Source organism: Candidatus Methylomirabilota bacterium, from assembly GCA_003104975.1.
Taxonomy (GTDB): domain Bacteria; phylum Methylomirabilota; class Methylomirabilia; order Methylomirabilales; family Methylomirabilaceae; genus Methylomirabilis.
This window is the reverse complement of the sequence record PQAM01000010.1, coordinates 70,151-97,135: the sequence shown is the minus strand read 5'-3', so window position 1 is coordinate 97,135 and position 26,985 is coordinate 70,151. Positions and strand designations below refer to the sequence as shown.

Annotated in this window: 25 protein-coding genes, 2 tRNA genes and 1 pseudogene; 11 read left to right on the top strand and 17 right to left on the bottom strand. The window is 61.0% G+C overall.

Going from position 1 to position 26,985, the window contains the following annotated elements:
- The first annotated feature begins 23 nt into the window (after positions 1-23).
- The 5 genes from C3F12_07325 to glmS all read left to right on the top strand — a co-directional run bounded on the left by C3F12_07325 (position 24) and on the right by glmS (position 5,683).
- Positions 24-311: a hypothetical protein gene (locus C3F12_07325; GenBank protein PWB45880.1), complete on the top strand. Its 288-nt coding sequence runs from the start codon at positions 24-26 to the stop codon at positions 309-311.
- On the top strand, positions 292-774 hold the full coding sequence (locus C3F12_07320) for a hypothetical protein (protein ID PWB45879.1): 483 nt from the start codon (positions 292-294) through the stop codon (positions 772-774). The genes C3F12_07325 and C3F12_07320 overlap by 20 nt, the downstream gene beginning before the upstream one ends.
- Positions 775-969: 195 nt before the next feature.
- Entirely contained in the window at positions 970-2,367 is a 1,398-nt protein-coding gene (locus C3F12_07315) for a bifunctional folylpolyglutamate synthase/dihydrofolate synthase (protein PWB45878.1), read from the top strand.
- Positions 2,368-2,454: 87 nt separating this feature from the next.
- Positions 2,455-3,843: a bifunctional UDP-N-acetylglucosamine diphosphorylase/glucosamine-1-phosphate N-acetyltransferase GlmU gene (gene glmU, locus C3F12_07310; GenBank protein ID PWB45877.1), complete on the top strand. Its 1,389-nt coding sequence runs from the start codon at positions 2,455-2,457 to the stop codon at positions 3,841-3,843.
- Between the two features lie 4 nt (positions 3,844-3,847).
- The gene (gene glmS / locus C3F12_07305; protein ID PWB45876.1) at positions 3,848-5,683 is read left to right on the top strand and encodes a glutamine--fructose-6-phosphate transaminase (isomerizing); all 1,836 of its coding nucleotides are present in this window, start codon (positions 3,848-3,850) and stop codon (positions 5,681-5,683) included.
- Positions 5,684-5,738: 55 nt separating this feature from the next.
- Here the strand turns inward: glmS and C3F12_07300 are convergent, their stop codons facing one another.
- From C3F12_07300 to C3F12_07275, 6 genes are read right to left on the bottom strand one after another with little or no spacing between them, the layout of a single operon-like run.
- On the bottom strand, positions 5,739-6,482 hold the full coding sequence (locus C3F12_07300; protein PWB45875.1) for a succinate dehydrogenase/fumarate reductase iron-sulfur subunit: 744 nt from the start codon (positions 6,480-6,482) through the stop codon (positions 5,739-5,741).
- Positions 6,482-8,284: a fumarate reductase/succinate dehydrogenase flavoprotein subunit gene (locus C3F12_07295; protein ID PWB45874.1), complete on the bottom strand. Its 1,803-nt coding sequence runs from the start codon at positions 8,282-8,284 to the stop codon at positions 6,482-6,484. The genes C3F12_07300 and C3F12_07295 overlap by 1 nt, the downstream gene beginning before the upstream one ends.
- Positions 8,284-9,027: a succinate dehydrogenase gene (locus C3F12_07290; GenBank protein ID PWB45873.1), complete on the bottom strand. Its 744-nt coding sequence runs from the start codon at positions 9,025-9,027 to the stop codon at positions 8,284-8,286. Before C3F12_07290 ends, C3F12_07295 begins: the two co-directional genes overlap by 1 nt.
- A gap of 42 nt (positions 9,028-9,069) precedes the next feature.
- Positions 9,070-9,342 carry a hypothetical protein gene (locus C3F12_07285; protein PWB45872.1) on the bottom strand — a complete coding sequence of 91 codons (273 nt, stop codon included), beginning with the start codon at positions 9,340-9,342 and terminating at the stop codon, positions 9,070-9,072.
- 45 nt (positions 9,343-9,387) lie between these two features.
- Positions 9,388-10,317: a malate dehydrogenase gene (gene mdh, locus C3F12_07280; protein PWB46390.1), complete on the bottom strand. Its 930-nt coding sequence runs from the start codon at positions 10,315-10,317 to the stop codon at positions 9,388-9,390.
- Positions 10,318-10,349: 32 nt separating this feature from the next.
- Positions 10,350-11,768 carry an NADP-dependent isocitrate dehydrogenase gene (locus tag C3F12_07275; protein PWB46389.1) on the bottom strand — a complete coding sequence of 473 codons (1,419 nt, stop codon included), beginning with the start codon at positions 11,766-11,768 and terminating at the stop codon, positions 10,350-10,352.
- Positions 11,769-12,388: 620 nt separating this feature from the next.
- Here C3F12_07275 and C3F12_07270 point away from each other — a divergent pair.
- Together C3F12_07270 and C3F12_07265 are read left to right on the top strand one after the other, a co-directional pair.
- Positions 12,389-12,670, top strand: a complete 282-nt coding sequence (locus tag C3F12_07270; GenBank protein PWB45871.1) for a hypothetical protein — start codon at positions 12,389-12,391, stop codon at positions 12,668-12,670.
- Positions 12,670-14,937 carry a hypothetical protein gene (locus C3F12_07265; GenBank protein ID PWB45870.1) on the top strand — a complete coding sequence of 756 codons (2,268 nt, stop codon included), beginning with the start codon at positions 12,670-12,672 and terminating at the stop codon, positions 14,935-14,937. Before C3F12_07270 ends, C3F12_07265 begins: the two co-directional genes overlap by 1 nt.
- Before the next feature lie 255 nt (positions 14,938-15,192).
- Here C3F12_07265 and C3F12_07260 read toward each other — a convergent pair whose 3' ends face one another.
- From C3F12_07260 to egtD, 3 genes are read right to left on the bottom strand one after another with little or no spacing between them, the layout of a single operon-like run.
- Positions 15,193-16,737 carry a glycine/betaine ABC transporter substrate-binding protein gene (locus tag C3F12_07260; protein PWB45869.1) on the bottom strand — a complete coding sequence of 515 codons (1,545 nt, stop codon included), beginning with the start codon at positions 16,735-16,737 and terminating at the stop codon, positions 15,193-15,195.
- The gene (locus C3F12_07255) at positions 16,724-17,491 is read right to left on the bottom strand and encodes an ABC transporter ATP-binding protein (GenBank protein PWB45868.1); all 768 of its coding nucleotides are present in this window, start codon (positions 17,489-17,491) and stop codon (positions 16,724-16,726) included. Before C3F12_07255 ends, C3F12_07260 begins: the two co-directional genes overlap by 14 nt.
- A gap of 59 nt (positions 17,492-17,550) precedes the next feature.
- On the bottom strand, positions 17,551-18,522 hold the full coding sequence (egtD, locus tag C3F12_07250; protein ID PWB45867.1) for an L-histidine N(alpha)-methyltransferase: 972 nt from the start codon (positions 18,520-18,522) through the stop codon (positions 17,551-17,553).
- Between the two features lie 221 nt (positions 18,523-18,743).
- Here egtD and C3F12_07245 point away from each other — a divergent pair, with 221 nt between their 5' ends.
- The 3 genes from C3F12_07245 to C3F12_07235 all read left to right on the top strand — a co-directional run bounded on the left by C3F12_07245 (position 18,744) and on the right by C3F12_07235 (position 19,793).
- Positions 18,744-19,232, top strand: coding sequence for a hypothetical protein (locus tag C3F12_07245; GenBank protein ID PWB45866.1), 489 nt, complete (start codon positions 18,744-18,746; stop codon positions 19,230-19,232).
- 13 nt (positions 19,233-19,245) lie between these two features.
- Positions 19,246-19,332 (top strand) — tRNA-Leu (locus tag C3F12_07240).
- A gap of 152 nt (positions 19,333-19,484) precedes the next feature.
- Positions 19,485-19,793, top strand: a complete 309-nt coding sequence (locus C3F12_07235) for a hypothetical protein (GenBank protein PWB45865.1) — start codon at positions 19,485-19,487, stop codon at positions 19,791-19,793.
- 40 nt (positions 19,794-19,833) lie between these two features.
- Here C3F12_07235 and C3F12_07230 read toward each other — a convergent pair.
- The 5 genes from C3F12_07230 to C3F12_07210 form a co-directional block, all read right to left on the bottom strand.
- Positions 19,834-19,910, bottom strand: a tRNA-Met gene (locus C3F12_07230).
- An 8-nt stretch (positions 19,911-19,918) separates the two neighbouring features.
- Positions 19,919-20,986 (bottom strand): 23S rRNA (adenine(2503)-C(2))-methyltransferase RlmN, encoded by a 1,068-nt coding sequence (rlmN, locus tag C3F12_07225; GenBank protein PWB45864.1) that lies wholly within the window; start codon positions 20,984-20,986, stop codon positions 19,919-19,921.
- A gap of 31 nt (positions 20,987-21,017) precedes the next feature.
- Positions 21,018-21,770: a hypothetical protein gene (locus tag C3F12_07220; protein ID PWB45863.1), complete on the bottom strand. Its 753-nt coding sequence runs from the start codon at positions 21,768-21,770 to the stop codon at positions 21,018-21,020.
- Entirely contained in the window at positions 21,767-22,780 is a 1,014-nt protein-coding gene (gene mltG / locus C3F12_07215; GenBank protein PWB45862.1) for an endolytic transglycosylase MltG, read from the bottom strand. Before mltG ends, C3F12_07220 begins: the two co-directional genes overlap by 4 nt.
- A gap of 2 nt (positions 22,781-22,782) precedes the next feature.
- On the bottom strand, positions 22,783-23,214 hold the full coding sequence (locus C3F12_07210; protein PWB46388.1) for a Holliday junction resolvase RuvX: 432 nt from the start codon (positions 23,212-23,214) through the stop codon (positions 22,783-22,785).
- 57 nt (positions 23,215-23,271) lie between these two features.
- Here C3F12_07210 and C3F12_07205 point away from each other — a divergent pair.
- Positions 23,272-23,895 (top strand): annotated as a pseudogene (locus C3F12_07205) (endonuclease).
- 36 nt (positions 23,896-23,931) lie between these two features.
- On the opposite strand, the gene C3F12_07200 reads toward C3F12_07205, so the two are convergent.
- The 3 genes from C3F12_07200 to C3F12_07190 form a co-directional block, all read right to left on the bottom strand.
- Positions 23,932-25,791 (bottom strand): threonine synthase, encoded by a 1,860-nt coding sequence (locus C3F12_07200; GenBank protein ID PWB45861.1) that lies wholly within the window; start codon positions 25,789-25,791, stop codon positions 23,932-23,934.
- A gap of 91 nt (positions 25,792-25,882) precedes the next feature.
- Positions 25,883-26,314: a hypothetical protein gene (locus tag C3F12_07195; protein PWB45860.1), complete on the bottom strand. Its 432-nt coding sequence runs from the start codon at positions 26,312-26,314 to the stop codon at positions 25,883-25,885.
- Positions 26,275-26,970 (bottom strand): rhomboid family intramembrane serine protease, encoded by a 696-nt coding sequence (locus tag C3F12_07190; GenBank protein ID PWB45859.1) that lies wholly within the window; start codon positions 26,968-26,970, stop codon positions 26,275-26,277. The genes C3F12_07195 and C3F12_07190 overlap by 40 nt, the downstream gene beginning before the upstream one ends.
- Between the last annotated feature and the right edge of the window lie 15 nt (positions 26,971-26,985).

Sequence of the window (26,985 nt, the reverse complement as noted above, 5' to 3'; positions counted from 1 at the left end):
GGAATCGAAGTGAGGACAGGTCGATGCGGCGTATCGTAATCCGCGCGCTGACGTGTAGCGCGGATGTCATCGCCTATTTGAGGGGGACGCTCCGACTGCATGCCGAGGAACTTCAACCCGGTGAGCAGGTAGCGCTCGCCTTCGACGCGGAGAAGTTTCCATTTGCCGATGCGATCTTCGAATCGTTGCTGGCCGGCGTCGGTCTGGCCCTCGTCTCCAAACGCGAGGAGGACGGTATCCGGATTTTTGAGGTCGAAAGGTTGCCGGGTGAACACGTAAGCGGGAGCATCGGTGGCCAGGTCAACGCGTAACTGGCAGATACATACGAAGCTTTGGCAGGTCGCAATCCTGCGCATCTTTTTCGGCTATTACTTTTTCCAGGATGGTCTCGGCAAACTGACCGGCGGATTTACCGGTCCGGGTGTGTTGGAAAAGTGGCTGACGACCAAAACCGCCGATGCGTTCGGTTGGTATACGCCGTTTCTGACGGATGTGGTGATGCCGCATCATCAGCTCTTCGCCGGACTGGTCACCTGGGGGATGATCCTGGCCGGGCTCGCACTGCTGGCCGGATTTCTGACGCGTCCGGCAGCGCTGGCGGGGATCTTCATGGCGTTGAATTTCTATCTGGCCAAAGGGGGCGGGTCACCCGCGACGACCTCGGACCAGGCATTTATGGCCGGCCTGCTGGTCGTCTTCTTGACACGCGCCGGACGCTCGATCGGGCTCGACAGTTGGCTGGCTCGACGCTATCCAGGCTCCCCGCTCTGGTAGCACATCCGGGCATCTACTTGAGTAAGTACTCATCATATTCCAACAACGCTATCGTCATTTCGGCGAAAGCCGGAATCCAGTTGTCATAAGCTTCTGGACCCCGGCTTTCGCCGGGGTGACGGCTTTGTGTTGTATCGCTGACTTTTACAATCAGACATTAGCGCATCCTGACGTATCCTTCCCTAAGGGCGGTGTATGACCTATTCTCAGGCAATTGCCTATCTGTACGGGCTCCAGCGATACGGCATAAAGCTGGGTCTCGACAATATCCGACGGCTGCTTGCAGCAGTGGGTGATCCGCACCAACGGTTTCCGTCTATTCTGATAGGCGGAACGAACGGGAAGGGGTCTACCGCTGCGTTTCTGTCATCGATCCTGAAAGCGGCCGGCTATCGGATCGGATTATACACCTCGCCGCATCTGCTTGGGTTTACCGAGCGGATCCAGGTGGACGGCCGACCCATCGCCGAAACCGAGGTTGCTGCCATCGTCGACGAACTTCGTCCCGTTATTGCCTATCTGTTCCCTACACCCGGCACGCCAAATCCCCCCGTACCCCCCTTTTGTAAAGGGGGGGTGGGGGGATTTCACGCCACGCACCCGACGTTTTTTGAAGTCACGACCGCCATGGCCTTTCTCCACTTCGTTCGGAGCGACGTAGACTACGCGGTGGTGGAGGTCGGACTTGGGGGTCGGTTCGACGCGACCAATGTCCTCACCCCCCAGGTGGCAGTGATCACCAATATCGCTTTGGAGCATGAGGACTATCTGGGAAAGACGCTAGGGGCAATCGCCGCAGAGAAGGCAGGAATCATCAAGGAGACGACAACACGTGTCGTCACCGCCGTCGATGCCCCCGAGGCTCTGCCCGTCATCAGCGACGCATGCCGCAAGCGCGGCGTCGCCCTGGTCGATGTCCGGAGCGCATACGACTGGCGGATTCACCGGTCGGATCTGTTCGGTCAGCAATTCAGCGCGGGCGAAAAGGGGCAGCCCGCCGAACGCTTCGACATCCCCCTGCTCGGCCGACATCAGGTCGTCAATGCGGTTGTTGCCCTTGCAGCGTCCCGGCTCCTCCGGAGCGCCGGTGCCGCGATTTCCGAGCGTTCAATTCACGACGGCTTGAGCCGGACACGATGGCCCGGCCGTCTCCAACTCCTGCCGGGCCGACCCCTCGTGATCCTGGACGGCGCCCACAACCCGGCGGGCGCGAGGGCGCTGCGGGCATTTCTGGAGGAGCAACAGTTCATCGGTCGTCTGACCCTGGTATTCGGCGTCCTGCAGGACAAAAACTGGACCGCGATGCTGCAAGAGCTGGCGCCGCTGGCAACACGGGTTGTTCTCACCAGACCGGAGAGCGAACGCGCCGCCGACCCGCGTCATCTGCAGGAGGCTGAACGCATCTGCTCAAAGCTGGAGATTGTGGAGGATGTCGCCGAGGCGATCTCGCTGGCCAGGGCCGTCACCGATCCGGAGGAGGCCGTTGTCGTCACCGGATCGCTTTTCGTCGTCTCGGCAGCCCTGCGCGCGCTCGGGACTCAAGAAGTTCGAACCGGAGACGACTCGTCTGCGCAATCGATTGTACGGCCGTAAGGAGGTATGGTAGCATCGCCATGAGGCGAGCGATGGCTGATGCTCCGGAGGGGATATGGTCCATCGTCTGAAGATGGGTATCCGCACATGAACGATCTCTGTACCGTGATCCTGGCGGCAGGCCAGGGAACCAGGATGCGCTCGAAGCTGCCGAAGGTCTTGCATCCGGTGGCCGGTCTGCCGATGATCGCCTATGTGATCGAAGCCTGCCGCCCCCTCCAGGCGAAACGAACCCTCGTCATCGGCGGCCACCAGGCCGAGCGGGTCAAACAGGCGCTGGCCGGCGAGGCGGTCGAATTCGTCTATCAACCGGAGCAGCGCGGGACGGCCCACGCGCTGCTGCACACGCAGGACGCCCTCGCCGGCTTCAACGGCGATCTTTTGGTTGTGTCCGGGGATACGCCCCTGCTTGCCACCCAGACCCTCGATGTTCTGCTGCGGGCGCACCGCGAGGCTCGCGCGCTGGCGACCGTGCTCACGACCGACCTGTCCGACCCGACCGGCTATGGGCGGGTGGTACGATCCGCGACAGGCGGCCTTCTGCGAATCGTGGAGGAGTTGGAGGCGACGCCGCAGGAGCGGCAGATCCACGAGATCAACGCAGGGGTTTACTGTTTTGCCGCACAGCCGCTCTTTGAGGCGCTCCAGGCGATCCGCCCTTCCGCCGTCAAGCGCGAACTGTATCTCCCCGACGCCATCGAGCTGCTGCGCGATCGCGCCGGCGGCGTACGGGCCTGCCGAACGGCCGATCCCGACGAGGTCCGGGGGGTCAACACCCGCGCCGAATTGGCGGAGGTCCATCGACTCCTCTGGCGAAGGGCCGCGCAGCGTCTGCTGGCCGAAGGGGTCACCCTCCTCGACCCAGAGCGGACCTATATCGGACCGCTCGCCCGCATCGGTCCCGATTCGATCCTCTACCCGAACGTGATTCTTGAAGGGCAGACGCAGATCGGGGAGGGGACCACGATCTATGCGGGCTGTCGGATACGCAATTCGATCATCGGCGACGATACCGTGATTCTGGATGGGTGTATCATCCAAGAGAGTCAGATCGGCGACGGATGTCAGGTTGGACCCTACGCGCACCTGAGACCCGAGGCCCGGCTTCAACAGCATGCCAAGGTCGGGAATTTCGTCGAGGTCAAGAAGTCGGTGGTCGGCGAAGGCTCCAAGGTCCCGCACCTCAGTTACATCGGCGACACCACCATCGGGGAACGGGTCAACGTCGGCGCCGGGACGATTACCTGTAACTACGACGGGTTTGCCAAGCATCGGACGGTAATCGAAGACGACGTCTTTGTGGGCAGCAATGCGATCCTGGTCGCGCCGGTCTCGGTAGGCCGTGGCGCCATCATCGCCGCCGGATCGACGATCACCGAGGACGTGCCGCCCGATGCGCTGGCGTTCGGCCGGGCACGGCAGGTCAACAAGAGCGGCTCCGCTGAGGCATTTCGGTCCACACGCCGAAAGGGGTAATGCGATGTGCGGAATCGTCGGGTACGTCGGACACAAGAAGGTCGTTCCGGTCCTCCTCGAGGGATTGAAGCGACTGGAGTATCGAGGCTATGACTCGGCGGGGCTCGCGATCCTCCAACAGGACCGGGTCGTCGTCCATCGCAGCGTCGGAAAGATCAAAGAGTTGGAGAATGCGCTGTGGGGGCGCGATCTCGCCGGCGAGATCGGACTCGGCCATACGCGCTGGGCCACGCACGGTCGGCCTACTGAAAACAATGCGCATCCCCACAGCGACTGCACCGGCGATCTTGTGGTCGTCCACAACGGGATCATCGAGAACTATCTGGCGCTTAAAGAGCAGCTCCGGCAGGAGGGACACCATTTCAAGTCCGACACCGACACCGAGGTCATCGCCCACCTGATCGAGACGCACCTGAAAGAGACGGGGGACCTGGAGCTGGCCGTACGCCGGGCCCTGGCGGGCATCGTTGGAACCTATGCCCTGGGCATCCTCTGGCGCGGTGATCCGCACCGGCTGATAGCGGCCAGAAACGGCAGTCCCCTCGTGGTGGGGCTGGGTGATGGGGAGTTCCTTATCGCCTCCGACCTCCCCGCCATCCTCTCCCACACACGCGATGTCCTGTTCTTAGACGACGAGGAGGTGGTCGTTCTTTCTCACGACGGCGTCAACGTCACCACCCTGGTCGGAGAACCGGTGGAGAAGAAGGTCCAGAAGATCCTCTGGACGCCGCTTATGGCGGAGAAGAGCGGCTATAAGCACTTTATGCTGAAGGAAATCTATGAGCAACCGCGCGCGATCCGCGATACCATTCGCGGTCGATTTTCGCTGGAGAGCGGCCAGCTCTACCTGGAGGGACTCGAGGCGGTTCATGACGCCCTGCAGACGATCGATCGGATCGTCGTCGTCGCCTGCGGGACCTCCTGGCACGCCGGGCTGGTCGGGAAGTTTCTCATTGAGGATCTGGCACGGATTCCGGTCGAGGTTGACTACGGCTCGGAATTCCGGTACCGCGACCCCATTCTGAATGAGCGAACGCTGGTCATCACCATCAGTCAATCCGGTGAGACGCTGGACACCCTGGTTTCGCTGCGTGAGGCCCGACGCCGCGGCTGCAAGTCCCTGGCCATCTGTAACGTGGTCGGCTCCACGCTCAGCCGAGAAAGTGACGGCGTACTGTACACCCACGCCGGCCCGGAGATCGGTGTCGCCTCGACGAAGGCCTTCACCACCCAACTGGCCGCCCTCTACCTGCTGGCATTAGCCCTGGGTCGGGCGAGAGGACGCCTTGACGGCTCGAGAACGCAGGAATTGCTCAGCGAATTGATCCGCCTGCCGCAACGGATGGAGCAGGCGCTCTCGCTCGGACCCACCATAGAAGAGCTGGCGACTCGCTTTCACGCGGCCTCGAATTTCCTCTACCTGGGACGCGGGATCAACTATCCCATTGCACTGGAGGGGGCGCTGAAGCTGAAGGAGATCTCCTACATCCACGCCGAGGGGTATCCGGCCGGCGAGATGAAACATGGACCGATCGCGCTGATTACGGAAGAGATGCCGGTCGTCTTTCTGGCCCCCAACGACAAGACTATCGAAAAGGTCGTCAGCAATATCGAGGAGGTCAAGACACGCAACGGGATCGTCATCGCCATCTCCGACGAGACCGACTCCCGCTTATTGGCCAAGGCCGATCATCTGGTCGGTGTCCCGCATACCTCTCCCCATCTGATGCCCCTGCTCCTCGTTGTTCCACTCCAGCTTCTCGCCTACCATATCGCCGTACGGAATGGATGCGACGTTGACCAGCCCCGCAACCTCGCCAAGAGCGTTACGGTCGAGTAGGTGATAGCTCGTATCGGCAAATACGAATAACTGAACGATGCTGAGTGGGTAACGATTACCTGCCGGTGAGCTTGCGGAGTAACCTCATGATGGGGTCGTAACAGTCGTCCATGACCCGCTCCTTCAGCGGGATGATGGCGTTGTCGGTGATCCGGATCTGCTCCGGGCAGACCTCGGTGCAACACTTGGTGATGTTGCAGTAGCCGATCCCGGCCTCAGTCCGGAGCAACTCGATGCGCGAGCCGGTGTCCAAAGGATGCATCTCGAGCTCCGCAAATCGAACGAAGAAGCGCGGTCCCGCGTAGTGCGGCTTGTTCTCTTCGTGGTCACGGATCACGTGACACACGTTCTGGCACAGGAAGCACTCGATGCACTTGTGGAATTCCTGAATCCGTTCGACTTCCGCCTGCATCATCCGATAGGTACCGTCGGTCTCGGGCGGTCGCGGTCTGAAGGCAGGAATGGTCTTGGCGACCTCGTAGTTGAAGGAGACGTCGCTGACCAGGTCACGAACGGTCGGAAAGGTCTTGACGGGAGCAACCGTAATCGGTTTGCCTGCAGGAAAGAGGCTCATCTGGGTCATGCATAAGAGCCGCGGCCGGCCGTTGACCTCGGCGCTGCACGACCCGCATTTGCCGGCCTTACAGTTCCAGCGAACCGCCAGGTCGGGCGTCTGGGTTGCTTGCAGCCGATGGAGCACATCGAGGAGCACCATCCCCTCCTCGGCCTCAACCCGGTATTCCCTGAAATCGCCCTCTCTCCCGTCGCCCCGGAAGAGCCGCAGTGTACACACCGCCATTATCGCTTCTCCTCGAAGAGCTGCTTCAGCTCCGTGGGCATCTCGCGGATCGGCTCCAGGGTAGGGGTAATCGCTCCGTCCCGTTTGCGGATGACCACGTTTACCGAGGCGAATCGCGGGTCCGCCGACGGGTAGTCCCCCCGCGCATGCCCGCCGCGACTCTCCTTGCGTTCCAGCGCCGATCGCGTGACACATTCCGCCACCGTCAGCAGCGCGCGCAGGTCCAGGGCCGTATGCCACGCGGGATTATAGGCGCGGCCGCCCTCGACGCGTACCTGCGGCAGGCGCTGTCGATACGCGCCGAGGCGCGCCAGCGCCTCTTGCAGCTCGCTTTCCGTCCGGATGATCCCGACCAGGGACTGCATGGTCTCCTGCAACTCAGATTGAAAGGCATGGGGATTCTCAGCGCCCGTGCTCTCAAACGGCAGCAGCGCCTCGCGCGCACAGGCGTCAAGATAACCCGGATCGACCGACGGCGCCCCGGAGAGACCCTTCGCGTAAAGTGCCGCATGCTCACCGGCGCGTCGGCCAAAGACCAGGAGATCGGAGAGCGCATTGCCGCCAAGGCGGTTGCTGCCGTGCAGTCCGCCCGCGACCTCGCCGGCCGCGTGCAAGCCGGGCACCGTTGTCGCGGTGGTATCGGCATCGACCCGAATCCCCCCGTTCATGTAGTGGGCGGTCGGGCCGACCTCCATCGGCTCTTTCGTAATATCCACGCCGGCCAGTTCCTTGAATTGATGGTACATTGACGGCAGACGCCGCGTGATATAGTCGGCCGACCGCCGCGACGCAATATCGAGAAAGACCCCGCCATGCGGACTCCCGCGCCCGGCCTTTACCTCGGCGTTGATCGCGCGCGCCACCTCGTCGCGCGGCAGCAGATCGGGTGTGCGCCGGTTATTCTTCTTGTCGGTATACCACCGGTCGGCCTCGGCCTCATTGTCGGCGGTCTCGGCCCTGAAGAACTCAGGGATGTAGCGGAACATGAAGCGCTCGCCTGTGTTGTTGCGCAGGGTCCCGCCGTCGCCGCGCACCCCCTCGGTCACCAGGGTCCCCCGCACCGAAGGCGGCCAGACCATCCCGGTCGGGTGAAACTGGTATGACTCCATGTCGATCAGGTCGGCGCCCGCCTCCAGCGCCAACATGACGCCGTTGCCGGTGCACTCCCAGGAGTTGGACGTGAATTTCCACAGTTTGCCGACCCCGCCGGTCGCCAGGATGACCGCCTTTGCCCTGAAGACGACGAACTGACCGGTGCCGCGTCGATAGCCGAATGCGCCGACGATACGGTCGCCCTCTTTGAGCAGGCGCGTGACGGTATACTCCATGTGTACTTCAATCCCCTGGGCCACTGCGTGGTGCTGCAGCGTCCGGATCATCTCCAGGCCCGTCCGGTCGCCGACGTGAGCCAGACGCGCGTAGCGGTGGCCGCCGAAGTCGCGCTGCAGGATCAGCCCGTCCCCGGTCCGGTCGAACACCGCGCCCCACCGCTCCAGTTCCAAGACCCGCTCGGGCGCCTCCTGGGCGTGCAGTTGGGCCATCCGCCAGTTGTTCAGCATCTTGCCGCCCCGCATAGTGTCGCGGAAATGTACCCGCCAGTTGTCGTCCGGATAGACGTTCCCCAACGCGGCGGCGATCCCGCCCTCGGCCATGACCGTGTGGGCCTTCCCGAGGAGCGACTTCGTGATGAGACCGACGGAGACACCCAGCGCCCGCGCTTCGATGGCGGCTCGCAGTCCTGCGCCGCCGGCGCCGATGATCAGCACATCGTGCTCATAGGTCTCGTAGGACTCGCGCGCCATCAGAACAGTCTCATGTCGTTGATGAGGCCCATCGAGAGGAGACGGATATACAGATCGGTCAGTCCGACGGACAAGAGGCTGAGCCAGAACCAGAGCCCGTGACGCTCGTTAAGACGACTGACCTGTCCCCAGAGGGCATGTCGGGTGGGGCAGCCTGAGAAACAGTCAAGCCGTCCGCCGATGAGATGTCGAAAGGAGTGACAGGAGGTCAGGTAGAGACTGAGGAGGGCAACGTTGGCCACCATCACCACCGAACCCATCCCGGCGCCGAGGCGCCCGTCGAAGACCAGGCTGCGGGCGGCGTGATACCACAAGATCACTAACTCGACCGTGGCCAGGTAGAGAAAGTAGCGGTGAAGGTTCATGAAGATCAGGGGGAATCGGGATTCGCCCGTATAGCCGGCCCGCGCGTCGGCTACCGCGCAGGCCGGCGGAGACAGCAGGAACGAACGATAGAATGTCTTTCGAAAGTAGTAGCAGCTAAACCGAAAGCCCGCCGGGGCCCAGAGGACCAGAAAGGCTGGTGAGAGCGGCCACCATTCGGGTTTGGCGAACGCAGGATAGAACGGCGAGAAGTAGTTCTTGTACTCATAGTGGGTTCCCTGCAGGGCCGCCCAGGCCGTATAGGCCATGAACCCGACCAGCGCCAGGACGATCAACACCGGCTGCAGCCACCAGATCTCTCTTTCCAAGACCGGTGCTGCGGCCTGTCCGGATCGGTTGCTCAACCGCTCTTCGGTCATGCGTTTGTCAGGAACCAACGGTTGGATGGTCGACCGGACCGACTATTTCTTCTTTGCGGGTCGGCCCTTGGCCTTCATCTGCTGTTCCATCTGCTCCATCTTGGCCTTTATCTCCTCCAGTTCACTCTTCATAGCCTCATTCTCACCCTTCAGCGTCACCGTCTCAGCCTTAAGATCGGTGTTTTCCTTTTGCAGGTTGGCTACCTGCGTTTTCAATTGCTCATTTTCCTTCTTCATCTCCTGACCGCAGCCGGCGACCAACAACCCCACGGCCAGCACCAAGGAACCCAGATATTTGCTTCTCAGATGCTTCACGATGTGTCCTCCTTCTGTTAAGCGTTTGCAGTGGGCGTCTACAATTCAGAGCTTCAGGATGTCGACCAGCTCTTTGACGGCGGCAGCCGATCGGTTCAAGGCGGCCGTCTCATCAGGCGTCAGTGGGATTTCTACGATCTGCTCAACACCGGCCGCGCCCAACTTCACCGGGACACCGACGCACAACCCGTGTATCCCGTATTCCTCGTCCAGATAGACACAGCACGGCAGGATCTTCTTCTTATCCTTCAGTATCGCCTCCACCATCTCTGCGACGGAGGCGCCTGGCGCGTAGTAGGCGCTTCCCGTTCCAAGTAGCGCGAGGATCTCGCCTCCGCCCCCGGCGGTTCGCTTCACCAACGCCTCCACCCGCTCCGGGGTCAGCAACTCGGTGATGGGGATGCCGGCTACCGTAGAATACCGCGGCAACGGAACCATCGTATCGCCGTGGCCGCCGAGCACGCAAGCGTGAACATTCTCCACCGACACCTGCAGCTCTTGCGCAATAAAGGTTCGAAATCGCGCCGCATCCAGGACGCCCGCCATGCCGATCACCCGCTCCCTGGCAAAGCCGCTTCGCTTGAGCGCCAGTTGGGTCATCGCATCAAGCGGGTTGCTGACGATGATCAGGATACAGCTCGGCGAATGGACGGCGATCTGCCCGATCACCTCGCCGACGATCCGGGCGTTCGTGTGGAGCAGGTCATCCCGACTCATCCCCGGCTTTCTCGGGATCCCGGCCGTTACCACCACGATGTCGGAGTCTGCCGTGTCCCGGTAATCCTTTGTCCCGACGATCCGGCTGTCGGATCCCAGCAACGGACCCGTCTGAAGCAGGTCCAGCGCCCGCCCATGTTGGGCACCCTCCAGGATATCGATCAACACGACATCGGCCAACCCTTTCGCAATGAGATATTGGCCGACGGTGGCGCCGACATTCCCCGCGCCGCCGACAACGGTGACCTTTGGCCGCATCGATCTTACCATGCGTTCACATCCCGACCCGTCTAGCCCATGTTCTCAATGACGGCCGAGGCAAATTCGGAGCACTTCAGCTCCGTGACGTCCGTGGCGCCCTCGGCACGTAGCAGCCTGGCAAAGTCGTAGGTGACCTGCCTCCGGGCAATCGTCTCCTCCAGCCCACGGATCACCAGATCCGCCGCCTCATTCCAGCCGAGGTGTCGCAGCATCATCTCACCTGAGAGGATCACCGAGCCCGGATTGACCCGATCCATGTCGGCGTATTTCGGCGCCGTCCCGTGGGTCGCCTCAAAGATGGCATGACCGGTCTGATAGTTGATATTCCCGCCCGGCGCAATCCCGATTCCGCCGATCTGGGCGGCAAGGGCGTCCGACAGGTAGTCACCGTTCAGGTTGAGCGTTGCAATCACGTCGAACTCATCGGCCCGGGTCAGGGTCTGCTGCAGCGTGATGTCCGCAATCGTATCCTTGATCAACAGCTTGCGTCTCCACTGCCCGTCCCCGTGCGTGGGCCACAGCGCAAGGGCCGTCTCAACCTCCTGACGAACCTTGGTCTGCCGGTCAGGCGTCATATCCTTGTAGCCCGGATCGACGGCCAATGCATTTTCCTCAACCGTCAGGCTCGGCGTCTTTTCCCTGTTCTCGAGGATCCAGCTCTCCCGCAGGCTGACCGTCTCGTGGCGGTACTTGCCGGCCGCCAGTGCGTAACCCCAGTCCCGAAACGCGCCCTCCGTGAACTTCATGATGTTCCCTTTGTGGACCAGCGTCACAGACCTGCGCTTATGCCGGAGGGCGTACTGAATGGCCGCCTCGATCAACCGCTCGCTCCCTTCCCGACTGACCGGTTTGATCCCGATGGCCGAGCTCTCGGGGAAACGGATCTTCTTGACCCCCATCTCATCCTGCAGGAAGCGGATGACCTTATCGACCTCGGGCGATCGCGCCTCCCACTCGATCCCGGCGTAGATATCTTCGGTGTTCTCTCGGAAGATCACCGTATCGACCTGCTCGGGGCGCTTGACGGGGCTGGGAACACCCCGGATGTACCGGACCGGTCTCAGGCAGACGTACAGGTCCAGAAGCTGACGGAGCGCCACGTTCAGGCTGCGGATCCCGCCGCCGATCGGCGTCGTGAGCGGTCCCTTGATTCCGACTACATAGATACGGAAGGCCTGAATCGTCTCATCCGGCAGCCAGGTCTTGAGGGTGTTGAATGCCTTCTCGCCCGCGTAGACCTCCAACCAGGCGATGCGGCGCTGCCCGCCATAGGCGCGCTTCACCGCCGCATCGAATACGCGGACCGAGGCGCGCCAGATATCCCGCCCGGTCCCGTCACCTTCAATAAAGGGGATGATCGGATGATCCGGGACGACCAACCGACCGTCTTGCACGGTGATCGCGCAGCCCGCTTGCTCCAGCCCTTCACGCCGCTCCATTCTCAATATCTCCTTCACCCAAATCTCTTCCCGCCTGTCGGCCTCTCTTATGAACAGGCGCAACAGGCCCCGCCCCCGCAAGTGTTACGAACAGATGATTATGTCTGACCCGTGCAGAGAGAGGACGTACGAAGAACTTCCGGCTCTTGACAGGCGCACGCTACCACGAACGCCGGGGGGTGTCAAGCCATAGCGTTCAGCCACAGCGTTCGGCACGCAAAAGGGAGATCGGCGAACGTGCCGTATATCGGCTCCCCACTATCGTCAATGTGGAACCACAAAATATCCCGATGTTCGCCGTTATGAGCCAGATATTCATTCATCCACATAGTCGTATTTTATTGTCATGTACACTAATATGCTGTATGGTACTTTTCGCTGTCAATCGCAGCATAAGATGTGATATCGATGCCGGGAGATCTATCATGATCAACGCCCAGGATCGGTTTGCTTGCTGGAGGTTATCCGGATGGCGCAAGCGATTTCCGAACCGCATAGCGGGGGTGATGCTTGCCATCGTATTGCTGTCCTGCCGAATCGCCATAGCAGGAAGTGCTGCAGATACGGCCACGCGGGCAGTTCCGTTTCCAAAACGGATCGGTGTCCGTATCGGATCATCGCCGTCCGCAATGGCTGGCTCGTTACTTGCTGAAACCTTATCGTATCCGGATGCGCCGTTAAACATCTCGGGATGGTTCCACATTATTTGGAACGGTGAGCCGCGCTATACACTGGTGGACGACGATGGAGAGTGGATAGAGCTTCTCATCGACGAGCAGGTGTTGCGTAATACCGGTGGACCGCGTTTTCTGGATCGGAAGCGCGTCCGCGTCTCAGGCTTCCCGTTGGAGACAAGACCTGAAGTAATTCAAGTCATTACGATCAACCCGGAGGACAAAAGGGGCGAATAATGAGAGACACACCGGGCAATGCTTATTGTAGTCTGATGTCCAGGTTCCAGGTGCCGCGGTCCAGGCTGACTGAGGCACAAACACGTCTCTACCCTCGTCGTCGCATCGGACCCCAGGCTGTGCAAGGGGCAGCGGGAAAGGGATGGATCGTAGCCCTGCTATCGTTTATATTGTTGGGTGGACTGACACAAACGGCTGCTTCTCAGCCGCTTGATGGACAAATTTCGTCACTGTCGGGTTGGTTCCATACTATCTGGGGCGACCGCCCGCCTCAGGTAAATGAACCGGAATCATCTGCGACGCAGGTGCGCTACGGATTGGTTGATCATAACGGTGAATGGACCGATCTTGCGATGGATGAAACAACTCAACGGCTCTCAGGGGGGCTTTTGGCTCTTAACCGCCGACCGGTAGTACTTGAGGGTACCTGGCAGCGTCTGTTTGCGACATCGGATCCCTCCCGAGAGGGCGGGCAACCCGGATTCCGAGTCGGGGCGATTCGGCGGCTGTCGAAATTTTCAACTCAAGCGGATGAATCGGCCGTTCTGGAAGAGGCGGCTGTCAGCGGGTCGCAACGGTGGGCAACCATCCTTTGTCGTTTCGCCGATTCCACTGGAATCACTCCCCATCCCAAGACGTGGTTCGAAACGCTGATGCTGGGAGGGACCTATCCGGGAATGGAGCACTACTGGCAGGAACTGTCGTACGGCCAGATTAACCTGGGCGGTAGCCTGGTCGTCGGCTGGTATAACCTCCCACAACCGCGGTCCTACTACATCTATGACAGAGACGGCAATGGATCGGTCGAATTAGATCACGGGAGGGCGGCTCGAGATTGCACCACGGTCGCCAACGACGACCTCTACTTCCCCGATCTCATTGGGGTTAATCTTGTCTTCAACCAGAATCTGGACTGCTGCGCCTGGGGTGGAAGCCTGACCCTCACATTGGACGGGCAAACGAAGAGCTACAATGTCACCTGGCTCCCGCCATGGGGGTACGAGAACCATGGTGTGATCGGCCACGAGATGGGCCACGGGTTCGGGCTACCGCACTCCTCCGGGCCATACAGCGCAACCTACGACTCCCGTTGGGATGTGATGAGTGACGTATGGGATAACTGCTGGCCGGAGCACCCCGAATACGGATGTATCGGGGTCCATACCATCGCGTATCATAAGGACTTCTTAGGATGGGTCCCCTCTGTTCGGCGATACGTAGCCCTTCCCGGCTCCAATACGACCATTGAACTTGAGCGACTGGGTCAACCCTCGACTACGGGATACCTGATGGCCAAGATTCCGCTCGGAGGCTCAGCGACACAGTTCTACACTGTCGAGGCGCGACAGAAGGTCGGGTATGACGGCCCGCTCCCGGATAGCGCCGTCGTGATCCATTTTGTCGATACAACCAGGTGGGACCGGGATGCGCAGGTCGTTGACACCGACAACAACGGCAATCCGAATGATGCCGGGGCGATGTGGTTGCCCGGCGATACCTTCGCCGATACGGCGAACGGGATCACGGTGTCGGTGCTATCGACCACTACCAGCGGCTTTCTTGTGGCCATCAACTACGGCGGGTCAAATCTGCAGCACACGCTTTCGGTAACGAAAAGCGGAAATGGCACTGTAAGGACCGATCTGCCGGGAATCGACTGCGGGCCTGACTGCGAAGAACACTACGAGAGTGGGACCGTTGTGAACCTGACCGCAGTTGCGGATACCGGGTGGCTCTTCGCCGGATGGGGCGGAGAAGCGGACTGTACTGACGGACACGTCACAATGACCCGAGATCTTACCTGTACGGCAATTTTTACCAGTGGGCCTGATCTGACCGGTCAATTTACGTCGCTATCAACCACGATCTCCAAGGGGCAAGAACGGGTCAATTTCGGTCTCACAGTTCAGAATCTCGGGAATCAGACGGCTGTCGGACGTTTCAGGGTCGCCTTCTATCTTTCGGCCGATAGTGGGCTTGATGGTACAGATCGCCTTCTCACAACGCAAACCGTGCGGTCCCGGAGCCTGGCGCCGGGAAGGGGGACAAGTCTGAGTGGTCGGATTATGCTCCCGTCGCCCGGTGAAGGACAATATCTGTTGGCCGTCATCGACTCAAGCAACCTTGTGATCGAGTCGGACGAGGGGAATAATCTCGCCGCGGCTTCAATTCCATCGGCATCTCGCAGGCGTATCGGCAGAGGGGCAACCGATCTGGCTCTAAGGTCCCCACTCCGTCAATTGACCTCGAAATCCGGCGCTCGATAAACGGTACCGCAGTAACGGACGGATATTCTTCACGAGACCTCGCGTGTCTGACGGCTGACGGGGCGATTGACGGAACATCAGACCTGACCCGCCACATTCGGAGCCGCCTTAGTCAATATTCACGGCAGAGCCGTTTTCCACGCGGCGTCTGCCGGTGATCAGGTCAACGATCACCCGGACCACATCATCAGACTGCAGGAATGAACGAAGGTCAACCTCCGGCAAGACAACCGCCTTACCCGGCAGACTGCTCATCTAAGGCGTTTGAAGAAGTGTATCGAGGAACTCCCGCGCGACGACCGCGACATCGCGGTGGCTCACATCCACATCGTAATTCATCTGTCGCATCGCCTCCTCCGAGATCCGTCCGGCAAGCCGCTCGATGGCCGTTCGAAGCTGTGGGTGGGCGGCCAATGTCTCTGTTCGTATAACAGGAATGGCGTGATAGGGCGGGAAATAGTGCCGATCATCCTCGAGCATGAACAGATCGAGTCCCTTGATCAACCCATTGGTCGCCTCGCCGGCGATCAGATCGACGGAGCCGCCCGCGAGCGCCCGATAGCTTAATGTCAGATCCATCACATGCGGCGTCTCGGCAAATCGCAGTCCGTAGGTCCGCACCAGTCCTTTATAGCCGTCCTCGCGTTCCAGGAATTCGTATCCGAAGGCGGCCTTCCATCTCGGCGCGTGCGGCGCCGCATCGCTGATCGTTTTGAGGTTGAGTCGGCGCGCCTTGTCACCTCGAATGAGGATCGCGAAGGTGTTATTGAAGCCAAGGGACGGCAGGACGGTACGACCGGTCGCCGCGTACGCGGCAGTCACACGCGACAGCACGTCCGCATGATCACGCGGCACCGGCTGATGAAAGATCGCGGTGAGGGCCGTTCCCGTATACTCGACGTAGGCGTCGATGGCGCCCGAGCGAAGCGCCTGATCGCTGATGAACGTCCCGCCGAGATTGAGACGGCGCTCGACCCTGAGATCGGTCGTCCGTTCGATCGTCTGGGCCAGCAGTTCGCCGAGGATGACCTGCTCCGAAAAATTCTTCGAGCCGATGATCACCCGAACACCCCAGCGCCCTGAGACCGCGAAGCTGCCCATGAGAATCAGCATCAGCGCGATGCCGGCAGCCGCCAGCACGCGGGCCGTCACTCGCCCCGCTCGTGCGGCTCCCGGCGTCATGACGCGCTCCAGCCGGCCGAGCGACGCATCCACCGTCAGAGCCAGGAGGGCAGCCGGCACGGCGCCCGCCAGAATCAGGGTCGGCTCGGTCATCGAGAGGCCTCGGAAGATATAGTCGCCGAGCCCTCCGGCTCCGATGGCGGCCGCAATCGTGGCCGCCCCCACACCGACGACCGCCGCCACCCGCACCCCCGCCACCATCGTCGGCATCGCCAGCGGCAGCTCGACCTGCAGCAGCAACTGTCGCGGCGTCATCCCCAGCGCCACACCGGCATCCCGCGCAGCCCGGTCGATCCCCTGAATCCCGGCAACCGTATTGCGCATGACCGGCAGGAGCGCGTAGAGGATCAGCACAAGCAGCGCGCTTCTGGCGCCGACCCCCCCAATCAGCGGCAGCGCCACCAGAAACCCGAACATGGCGAGGCTGGGCACTGTCTGCGCGATGTTGGCGAAGGCCAGCAGTGCGGCGCCGAGTCGGGGCCGGCGCGCTGCGACGATCCCGAGCGGTACCCCGATGACGATGGCCGCGACGGTCGCGACCAGCGTCAGCAGCAGATGCTGAGCGACGGCGCCCAGCATGTCGGCGCCATGGGCAATCCAGAAGTTAATCAGCGTCACGGGCAATGGCCGGTACCGGCGGCATGGCGTCCAGAAACATCCGGATCCTTGGATCGCGCGTACGGGCAACCATCTCCGGCGTGTCGAGGGCGACGAGGCGTCCCTGATCCAGGACGCCAATCCGGGTGGCGAGCGCAAACGCCTCGCCCATATCGTGCGACACCATGACCACGGTCTTATGGAGCTGTTCCTGAATACGGCGGAATTCCCGGTGCAACTCGGCTCGCGTCAGCGGATCGAGCGCGCCGAACGGCTCATCCATCAGAATGACGGGGGGATCGGCGGCCAGCGCCCTGGCGAATCCGACGCGTTGCCGTTGCCCACCTGAGAGCTGGTGGGGGAATCGTTCCTCAAAGGTCGATGGATCCAGCCCGACCAGCTCGAGCAACTCCCGGCAACGCGCCTCGATACGGGGCTCCGGCCACCCGTTGAGGCGCGGGACGATCCCGACGTTGCGGCCGATCGTCATATGCGGAAACAGGCCGACCTCCTGCAGGACATAGCCGATGCGGCGACGCAAGGCGATCGGGTCCCACTCGCAGGTCGCCCGCCCCTCGACTCGGACCTCACCGGCGGTCGGAACAAGCAGATGATTAATCAACCGCAGGATGGTCGTCTTGCCGACACCGCTGCGGCCTACAAGGACGAGTATCGTACCGCGCTCTATGACAAAGCTGACATCATCGAGAATGACCGCACCACCAGGGGTATGGTAGTGTACGCGCTCAAACTCAATCGCAGCCGATTCATCCATGAGTGACATGATTGAAGGACAAGGCGATCCGGATCATCCCAGGCGGAATGATCACATGATCAGGAGACCAAAAAGAGGCAAAATTGATCCTGAGGATCGGTAAAGCAACCACGTACCCGAAATCCATGGTCGGTCAATAACGATTCCATATGCTCCAGAGAGTACTTGTGACAGTTTTCCGTGTGGATAGTCTCACCCCGACGACACTCGATATCGAGGTCAAGCGCCGCGATCCGTACGCGCTGAGGACGCAGGCTGACCAGGTGCATTTCGATCCGGCTCCTTTCACTATTCCATACCGCCTGATGTCGAAACGCCGAGGGTTCGAAATTCGCGGACAGCTCTCGGTTCAGCCGCGCTAGAATGTTGAGGTTGAACTGAGCGGTAACGCCTTGGGCATCATCATAGGCGGCTTCAAGGGCGGCTTGATCTTTGATCAGGTCAACACCAAGCAGGAATCGGTCCGTTGGGCGAAGCTGATCACGCAACATCGTAAAAAATCGGCCGATCTCGTCTTCCGTGAAGTTACCGATGGTCGAGCCGAGAAACACCACCAATCGAGGTTCGCCGCCCCTGCTCACCAGGTAGCGCAACCCGTCTCCAAATTCGGCGACAACCCCCCGGACCTGCAAGCGAGGGTAGTCATACAAGAGCTGGCGGGTCCCGTTCTCCAATCCGGTCGGTGAGATATCGACAGCATAGTAAGTAAGTTCTCGCTGGCGAGCCAGACAGGCATCAATCAGATATCGAACCTTCGTGGAGCTGCCGCTGCCAAGTTCTACCAATGCCAGGTCCAAAGGGCAGCGCTCGATAATGGTCGCGGCGTAGCGCTGGAGAATAGCCGTCTCGGTTCGCGTCAGGTAATACTCCGGCAGCTCACTGATCCGCTCAAACAGCTCGCTGCCTTCAGGATCATAGAAGTATTTGCATGGAAGCCACTTTTGGGAGGCGGTCAGTCCCTGCCGAACGTCTTCGGCCAGCGTATTCTGTGCATGCCTCAGCACAATGCCTGTATATCGTTCTGTAGCCATCGCACTCCCTCGTTGCTGCTGCTCGGGTGATACCGTTCTTTCGTCCCACTGTCAAGAGGAAAGAAAGGAACGGCAAGAGAACGCTATGGTGATCATGCAGCTTTTATGCTACAACTACGATGCTGAACAAGATAGAATCAGCTCCGGTAAGGGTGGGCTTCAATGTATAGGTGGGATAGTCGTCTGCGTTGTCGGCTGTTCGATCCGGTAGGGAGTGTCCCATGCATAAGATCTGTCACGCCCTGATCAGGGGGTACGAGTCCATGAACCGACACAGGTTGTGGCTTGTCGGTCTGTCATTGACAATGGCCGTCGGCTGTACGGCGATTCAGTCTTCTGCTCCATTCGATGACCAGCCATCGGGTCCACTCGCCATGGAGCAGGTGCCCCTCATTACGTTGATGCTGTGGCACGCAAAAGACCTCTCGCTCGCTCCGGCGCAGATCCAGGCACTTGACCGCCTTCGCGGCGATTTCCAGCGACAAACCGAGTTGCAGGCCGCCGAACTGCAGCGACGGGAACTGGACCTGCGGCGTCTGTTGAGTGCGGAGAAGATCGACCTTGCACAGGTGGAGACCGGGTTGCGGAAGATAGAAGCGCTCCGAACCGACCTCCGCATGAGTCGAATCAGGACCATCGAACAAGGTAAGGCAACCCTGACACCGGAGCAGTGGCGAAAGCTTCAGCCGCTGGTTCGCGGCGGTCTTTAGCAGCAAGAGCCCTGCCGGGGTGGCGGAACAGGGAGACGCACGAGACTTAAAATCTTGCGGGCTTCGGCTCATGCGGGTTCGACTCCCGCCCCCGGCACCAACTACTTGTCAATCGCTATCTTGCGCTATCCCAACAGCCTTTAAGGATCGCTCTCCACGATGGTCGCGGTTTCATCACAATACCGACCTTGCCCTTCGATACGAATCATACGACGGTCCGGATGACACAGTTCCATGAGGAAGGAGATTAGGATGAAGAAGAGATTCTTCGCCGTAGCAGCGCTATTCGTATTAGGCGCAACGGTCCCGGCATTTGAGCTCCGGGCGGAGGAAGCGGCTTTTACGCTCAAAGCGGGCGCAACAATGAGGGAGGTCCTTGCCGAGCAGACCGGGAAGAAGGTCGCGCTGAGACTCCAGTCCGGCGATGAGATCGAGGGGACCGTGACGATGGTCGGCAACGCCCTGCTGCATCTCTCAAGGTTGTCGGGCAGGGAGTTCTACGATGCGGTGGTCAGCATCGACAGGATTAGCGCGGTGCGGATAAGGACGAGGGACAAATAGCAAAGCCAGGCTAAATCGCCTGGCCTATTGATTATCTTATTGGTTGCGGGGGCAGGATTTGAACCTGCGACCTTTGGGTTATGAGCCCAACGAGCTACCAGGCTGCTCCACCCCGCGAATGTATCTTAGGCAAGACACGCTGTAGTGTCAAGGCTTTTCTGGTTGGTTTCTGTCGCCAGCAAGCCGCAAGCGGCCGAGATGTCCAGGCCGCGGCTCTCGCGGATGGTAGTGAGGATACCGGCCGACCTCAGGATGTGTTGGAATGTTTCGACGCGCTCCCGCGAGGGTCGCCGAAACGGAATGGCGGAGGCCTCGTTTAAGGGGAGGAGATTGACCTTACAGTGAAGGCCGCGCAGCAGCCGAACCAGTTCCCGAGCGTCCTCCGGCCGGTCGTTGACCCTGTCGATCAGCACGTACTCGAATGTGATCCGCCGCCGAGGTGGAAGCGGATAGGCCCTGAGCGCAGCCATCAGCTCCTTCACTGGATAGCGGCGGTTGATCGGAACCAGGCGGTCGCGCAGTTCATCGGTGGCGGCGTGGAGCGATACGGCCAGGTTGACCCCAAGTCCGCTCTGGCCGAGTCGGATAATCTCCGGAACCAGGCCGACGGTCGAGAGGGTAATCCGGCGCGTCGGATAGGCGAGGCCCAATGGATGGGTGAGGATAGCAAGCGCCTTGACGGTGGCCTCGTAGTTGTGCAGCGGCTCGCCCATCCCCATCAACACCAGATTGCCGATCCGCTCCCCCGGATGCAGATCGTGCTGAATGGCGAGCACCTGATCGACGATCTCACCAGACTGCAAGTGTCTGACGAACCCCATCTTCCCCGTGAGACAGAACGCGCAGGCCAGCGCGCACCCGACCTGGGTAGAGAGACAGACCGTCAGCCGCTCCTCATCGGGGATCAGTACCGTCTCGATCGCTCGCCCATCCGCGCAGCCGAACAGGTATTTCCGTGTACCGTCGCGGGCGACCTCTCTCGCGAGCAACGCGAGGGCGCCGACCGACGTGTGCTCGGCCAGCCTCGTCCGAAACGCGGTCGGCAGATCGGTCATCGCCGTGAAGGTACGTGCGCCCCGTCCGTAGATCCAGTGGAAGAGCTGGCGGCCACGGTAGGTCGGCTCGCCCTGATCGGCGGCCAATTGTTCCATCTCCTCGAGGCTCAGCCCCTTCAGGTCGATCCCGGTAAGCATGTTATCGATAACGGATAGGGCGGGACAGAGGCTACTGGTTGAGCCGTTTGAGTTGGCGCATCGCCTCGGCCGCCATCTCGCTGGCAGGGCTCAATTCCACGACCTTCTGGAATGCCTGTCTGGCCCGGTCTTTCTCATTGATCGACAGGTAGGCAAAACCGAGGCTCTGATGGGCAGTGGCGAGGTCTGGCGCCTGTTTCACGGCCAGCGTCAGTTCGGCGATAGCGAGCTCCCACTGCCCTTGCACCAGGTAGGCGTAGCCGAGTCGGTTGTGGACCTCGGTGAAATCAGGGGCAATGTCCAGAGTGCGTTTGAACTCCGCTATCGCGTCGGCCGTCCGTCCCTGGACCATATACACATTTCCCAGATTGAGGTAGGCCTGTTCCGGGGAGAGATAGGCTGGGTTGGAAAGCGCTTGCCTGAAGGCCTTCACGGCCTTGTCATACTTGGCCTGCTGGACATAGGCCGAACCAAGATTGTTGTAGGCATCAGAAAAGTGCGGGTCGAGGTGAACGGCCTTCTGAAACGAGGTGATGGCCAGATCGGGCCGGCGATCCAACAGGTAGGCGAGTCCCAACGCGTTGTAATAGGTCGGTTTGTCCGAGACATCCGCGATCGCCTGATTGAGCTCCGCAATCGCCTGCTTGGCGTCTCCGCCGGCCAGATGCGCGACACCCATATTGTAATGGGCGTCGGCCCTTTCCGCCTGGATCGCCATCTGTTCGGTGGCACAGGCGGTCAGCATCCAGCCCAGCACAACGACGACAACCCGGCCGCGCGTCACCCGGCCCTCCCGATCTGATAGCGCCTGACCATCGCATCGTGCTCCCGTAACGTGACCGAGAAGACATGCGTCCCGTCATTTTTTGAGACAAAGTACAGATACCGGGAGGTGGCGGGATACAGGGCGGCCATGAGAGATGCCCGTCCGGGGCTCGCAATCGGACCCGGTGGTAACCCTCGGTGCAGATAAGTGTTGTATGGCGAGGGCGCCTGCAGATTCGCCCTGGTGAGCTTGCCGCTGAACCGAGAGAGGCCATAGAGGACCGTAGGATCGGATTGCAGCGGCATACCCAATCGGAGCCTGTTATGGAAGACCGACGAGATGAGCGGTCGTTCTTCGTCCGCCATCGCTTCCCGCTCGATCAGCGACGCGATCGTGACGACGTCATCAATCGACATCTTCAACTCTTTGGCGCGCGCCCGCTCCGCGGAACCGAACACCTCGGTAAATCGTTCGGTCATTAACCCGATAATCGCCTCCTCGCGCAGCCCCTTGACCAGGCGATAGGTATCAGGAAACAGGTAGCCCTCGAGCGACGGACCGTCCACACCGTACTGCCGGACCACTTGTCGATCCTGCAAGAGCGCCATAAACCGCTTCTGATCGATCAGTCCCTTTTCCTCGAGGAGTTCGGCGATCTGCCGCGCAGCATATCCCTCGGGGATCGTTACCTGATGGACGAACCCCTTTCCCTGCTCGATCCGGCGGATCACCTCCAGCAGACTGAGGCCGGGGGCGAACTCGTACTCCCCGGCCAGCAGGCGCCGTTGCGTCCCCCGGGCGACGGCAACGACCAGAAAGGCGAGACGGCTGCGGATGACGCGCGCCTCCTGAAGTGTCCGCGCGATATCCAGGGCCCCCGTCTGAGGCCTGATGACGACCGCCCGTGCGGCCTCATTCGCGGATGGCGCGGGGCCGGTCAGCCCGTACCACATGAGACCAACCCCGACCAACAGACCGCAGGCCAGGACAAGCGCCCGGTGTGGCAGTGATAGAACAGAGGGCGCCATGCTCACGAACGTTGCTCCTGCTGACGATGGCGACGATCAAGAAAGCCCTGCAGGATGAGTGCGGCGGCCATCCGATCAACGCGCCCCTTCCGCTTGGCCCGTGACAGATCGGCCTCAATCAACAGGCGTTCGGCCGCCCTGCTGGTCAGCCGCTCGTCCCACATGGTTACCTTCACGGCCGCGTGCTCCTCCAGCCGTCCGGCAAACGCCATGGCCTGCTCTGCCGCTGGCCCGAGCGTGCCGTTCATATTCTTCGGCAGGCCCACAACAACCTCGAGCACACCATACTGTTCGATGAAGGCTCGAATGGCGCTGAGCGCCTCCTCTTCCGACGACGGTTCCAGCGACGGCAGCGACTGGGCTGTCAGGCCCAGCTCGTCACTGACGGCCACACCGATCCGCCTCGTCCCGTAATCGATTCCCAGGTATCGCACCACAGTCCGTCGACTCTCCTCTTGACCTTTGAGAAAAACCGGTCACAATACTATACTATGCCGCAGACACCAACCGGACGACGACTTCTCTCCCTTTACCGGCAGCTTTTCCGATATTTCGGACCGCAGCACTGGTGGCCGGCCCGCTCCCCATTCGAGGTGATGGTCGGCGCCATCCTGACCCAGAATACCGCCTGGACCAATGTTGAAAAGGCGATCACGGCGTTGCGAGCCGCGCGACTGCTCAGCCCCCGCGCGATTGATGGCGAGCCGCATGAGCGGCTCGCCCAGATGATCCGCCCGGCAGGATATTATAACATGAAGGCCGAACGGCTGAAGCATCTAACACACTTCGTGTTGACACGGTATGGCGGGAGCATCCGGCGGATGTTTCGAGGGGCGCGGGATGGATTACGCGAAGAGCTGCTGGGGATTTCAGGGATCGGCGAGGAGACGGCCGACTCGATCCTGCTGTATGCCGGCGGACGACCGATCTTTGTCGTGGATGCCTACACCCGTCGAGTGCTGGAACGGCACGAGCTGATTGCGGCGAAGCTTTCCTATGGTGAGATCCAGCGCCTCTTCATGACCCACCTGCCGACCGATCCGGCGCTTTTCAACGAGTATCACGCCCTGCTGGTCGCCGTCGGGAAAACCTACTGTCGGAAAATACCGCGCTGCGAGGCTTGCCCCCTCCGCGACGACCTGCCGGACGGATCACCCCTTCTGCCGCGCCCACAGCAGGTTGTAGCCTTCGACGAAGGCGTTCACCGAGGCAACGATAATGTCGGGGGAGGTTCCGATGGCGACGATCCGGCTGCCTTCAGCGTCCTTCATGACGATCGTCGTCTCGACTGAGGCATCGGTCCCGGGTGAGCTGATCTCCACATTGTAGTCGATCAGCTCAAAGAAGAGCTTCCCGCGGGTCAAGGCGGCCTGTTTCAGGGCGTTAATGACCGCATCTACCGGCCCGACACCGACCGCGGTCGCCTCGACCTTTTCCCCCTCGAACAGCACGCGGACGGCTGCCTCTGCCTGGCCGTGGAGCGACGTCGAGACCCTGAAGTCCTCTACGGTAAGGATCGGTTCATGGACCGACAGACCCTTCAGGACATTCTCTACGATGTACTGCAGGTCCGCCTTCATGATCGGCTTCCCCTTCTTGACAAACTCCTCAATCAACGCCCGCACCTTGCTGCCGTATTCCGTCGTCAGCTTGACCCCCAGTTCCTGCCGCACTCGCGCGGTGACGTCGGCGACGGACGGAACCTGCTCAAACAGATTCTTGTCGCCGTTCTTGGCCCCGGCGGCCCGGATCTCGTAGAGGCGCAGCTTCAGGAACTTCTCAACCTCCTGCAACGAGGGATCGATCGTCGCCGGCGACGGGAGGACCCGTAATGCCGCCTTGGGGTCCTTCAGCCCATTCCCCGTGGCCAGGCAGACGACCGTTTCATCGGCCCTCACACGGGCGCTGGTCAGCAACAGCGAGAGCGCCCCGACAGGGATCGCCCCGGACGGCTCCACGAAGATCGACTCCTGGCGCGCGAGCTGTTGCTGGGCCTGCAGGATCTCGGTATCGTTGAGCGACAGGGCGCATCCGCCCGATTCGCGCAACGCGGCCAGTGCCTTCAGCCCGTCCAGCGGATCGCCCGCCATCAGCGCCGAGGCGACCGATTCCGGCTTCTTCACGGGAATGATCTCATCGCTTCCCTGGTTGAATGCGGCCACGATCGGCGAACAGCCGACCGGCTGGACACCGATCATGCGCGGCAGGGACGAGATCAACCCCAGCTCGTAAAACTCTTTGAAACCTTTCCATAAGGCGGCGATGTTGGTCCCGCACCCCATCGGGACAATGACGACGGCCGGTGCCCGCCAGTCCAACTGCTCTACGATCTCGAACGCCTGTGACTTCTGGCCCTCGACGCGAAAGGCGTAATCCCCCGCCAGATAATACCCGTAACGCCGGCTCATCTGCTCCGCGATGGAGGCCGCGTCGTTATACGTCCCTCGAATCTGAAGGACCCGGGCGCCATACGACAGCGACTGAGCCATCTTGCCGATCGGAGTCCCCTCCGGTACCGCCACATAGCAGGGGAGATTGGCAATCGAGGCATAGGCCGCGACGGAGCCGGCCATGTTGCCGGTGGAGGCCACGCAGATCGCCTTCGCGCCCTGCTCTTTGGCCTTGGTGATCTCGACGAGTGTGCCGCGATCCTTAAAGACCCCGGTCGGATTCATCCCCTCGTTCTTGATATAGAGCTGCTTGATCCCCAGCTCCTCGGCCAACCGATGACACCGGTACAGCGGCGTTCCGCCCTCATCCAGCGAGACCACCAGATCGAGGTTTAGGATGGGATAGAAATCGAGGTATTTCAGCGCCTTGATCGGAGAGGTCTTGAGCGAGTAACGATTCAGGCGGGCCCGGATGTAGGCGTAGTCATAGCGGACGCCCAGCGGCTTACCGCAACTGACGCAACGCGAACTGCTCTCCTGCTCGGTGCAGGTGGCGCCGCATACGACACAGTACAGCTCGTAAAATCTGGTCTCCGACCGCCGTCGTCCCCTCGGGGCCATTGCTCCTCCTGAACGTTGTGACTCAACGCAAAACCCGATCAATCTAGCGGGATTTACCCCAGCCTGTCAAGCGTTTTGGCTCTTCCCGGCACTATGTGTATCCGGCCTCTCCCAACTCGTCCTCAGACAGACCGAAATGATGACCGATCTCATGCAGCAAGGTGGTGCGGATCTGCGCCTGGATCTCCTGTTTGGTTCGGCATCCCTCCTCAATCGATCGCTGGTACAGGACAATCCTGTCGGGGAGAACCATCCCGTACGAACTGCTCCGCTCGGTGAGCGGGATGCCGGTGTACAGACCCAAGAGGGTGTGCGCCGGATCGGTTCCGGCCAACGCCAGATCCCGAGACGTCGGGCGGTCCTCCACCACGATCTCCACGTTTGTGAGGCGCTCCCCCACACCCGACGGCAGAGAGGCGATCGCCTGCGCCACCAATTGACGGAACTCCTCGCGACTCAGAGGTGCTATCCGCTTTGTCCCGCTCACAAAAGCTGATCCCTCCACTGGGGCCGTCGGCGCCATCCGGCAAAGGGGATCACCATGACAAGACCCGCCACAAACCCACCGACGTGGGCAAGCCACGCCACACCTCCCGCCTGCCCCCCCAGCGTCATGAGACCGTTCAGCACCTGGATGACGATCCAGAATCCCAGGACCACCAACGCCGGGATCTCGGCAACCTGCAAGAACAAGCCGAGCGGAATCAGCGTGAGCACCCGGGCGCGGGGAAAGAGGAAGAGATAGGCCGCAAGAACACCGGAGATCGCCCCGCTGGCGCCGATCATCGGAATTTTAGATCCGGGATCGGCCCAGACCTGGGCAGCGGCGGCCCCAAGGCCGGAGAGCAGATAAAACATGATAAATTTGAGCCGCCCCATCCTGTCTTCGACGTTATCGCCGAAGATCCACAGATAGAGCATATTGCCGCCAAGATGGAACAGGCCACCGTGCACAAACATCGACGTCACGATGGTGGCATACAGGGGGACCGGATGCGAGGCCAACGAATCGCCGCTGCTGATCTCCAATGGGGTGAGACCATAGAGGCGGATAAACGCGACTACCTCCTGTGGCGTACGCATCATCTGATTGATGTATACAAGGATATTCGCACCGATAAGCGCAAGCGTCACCACCGGGGCGCGAGAGGACGGGATGTTATCTTTGAGCGGAATCATGCAGGCTCACGGAAG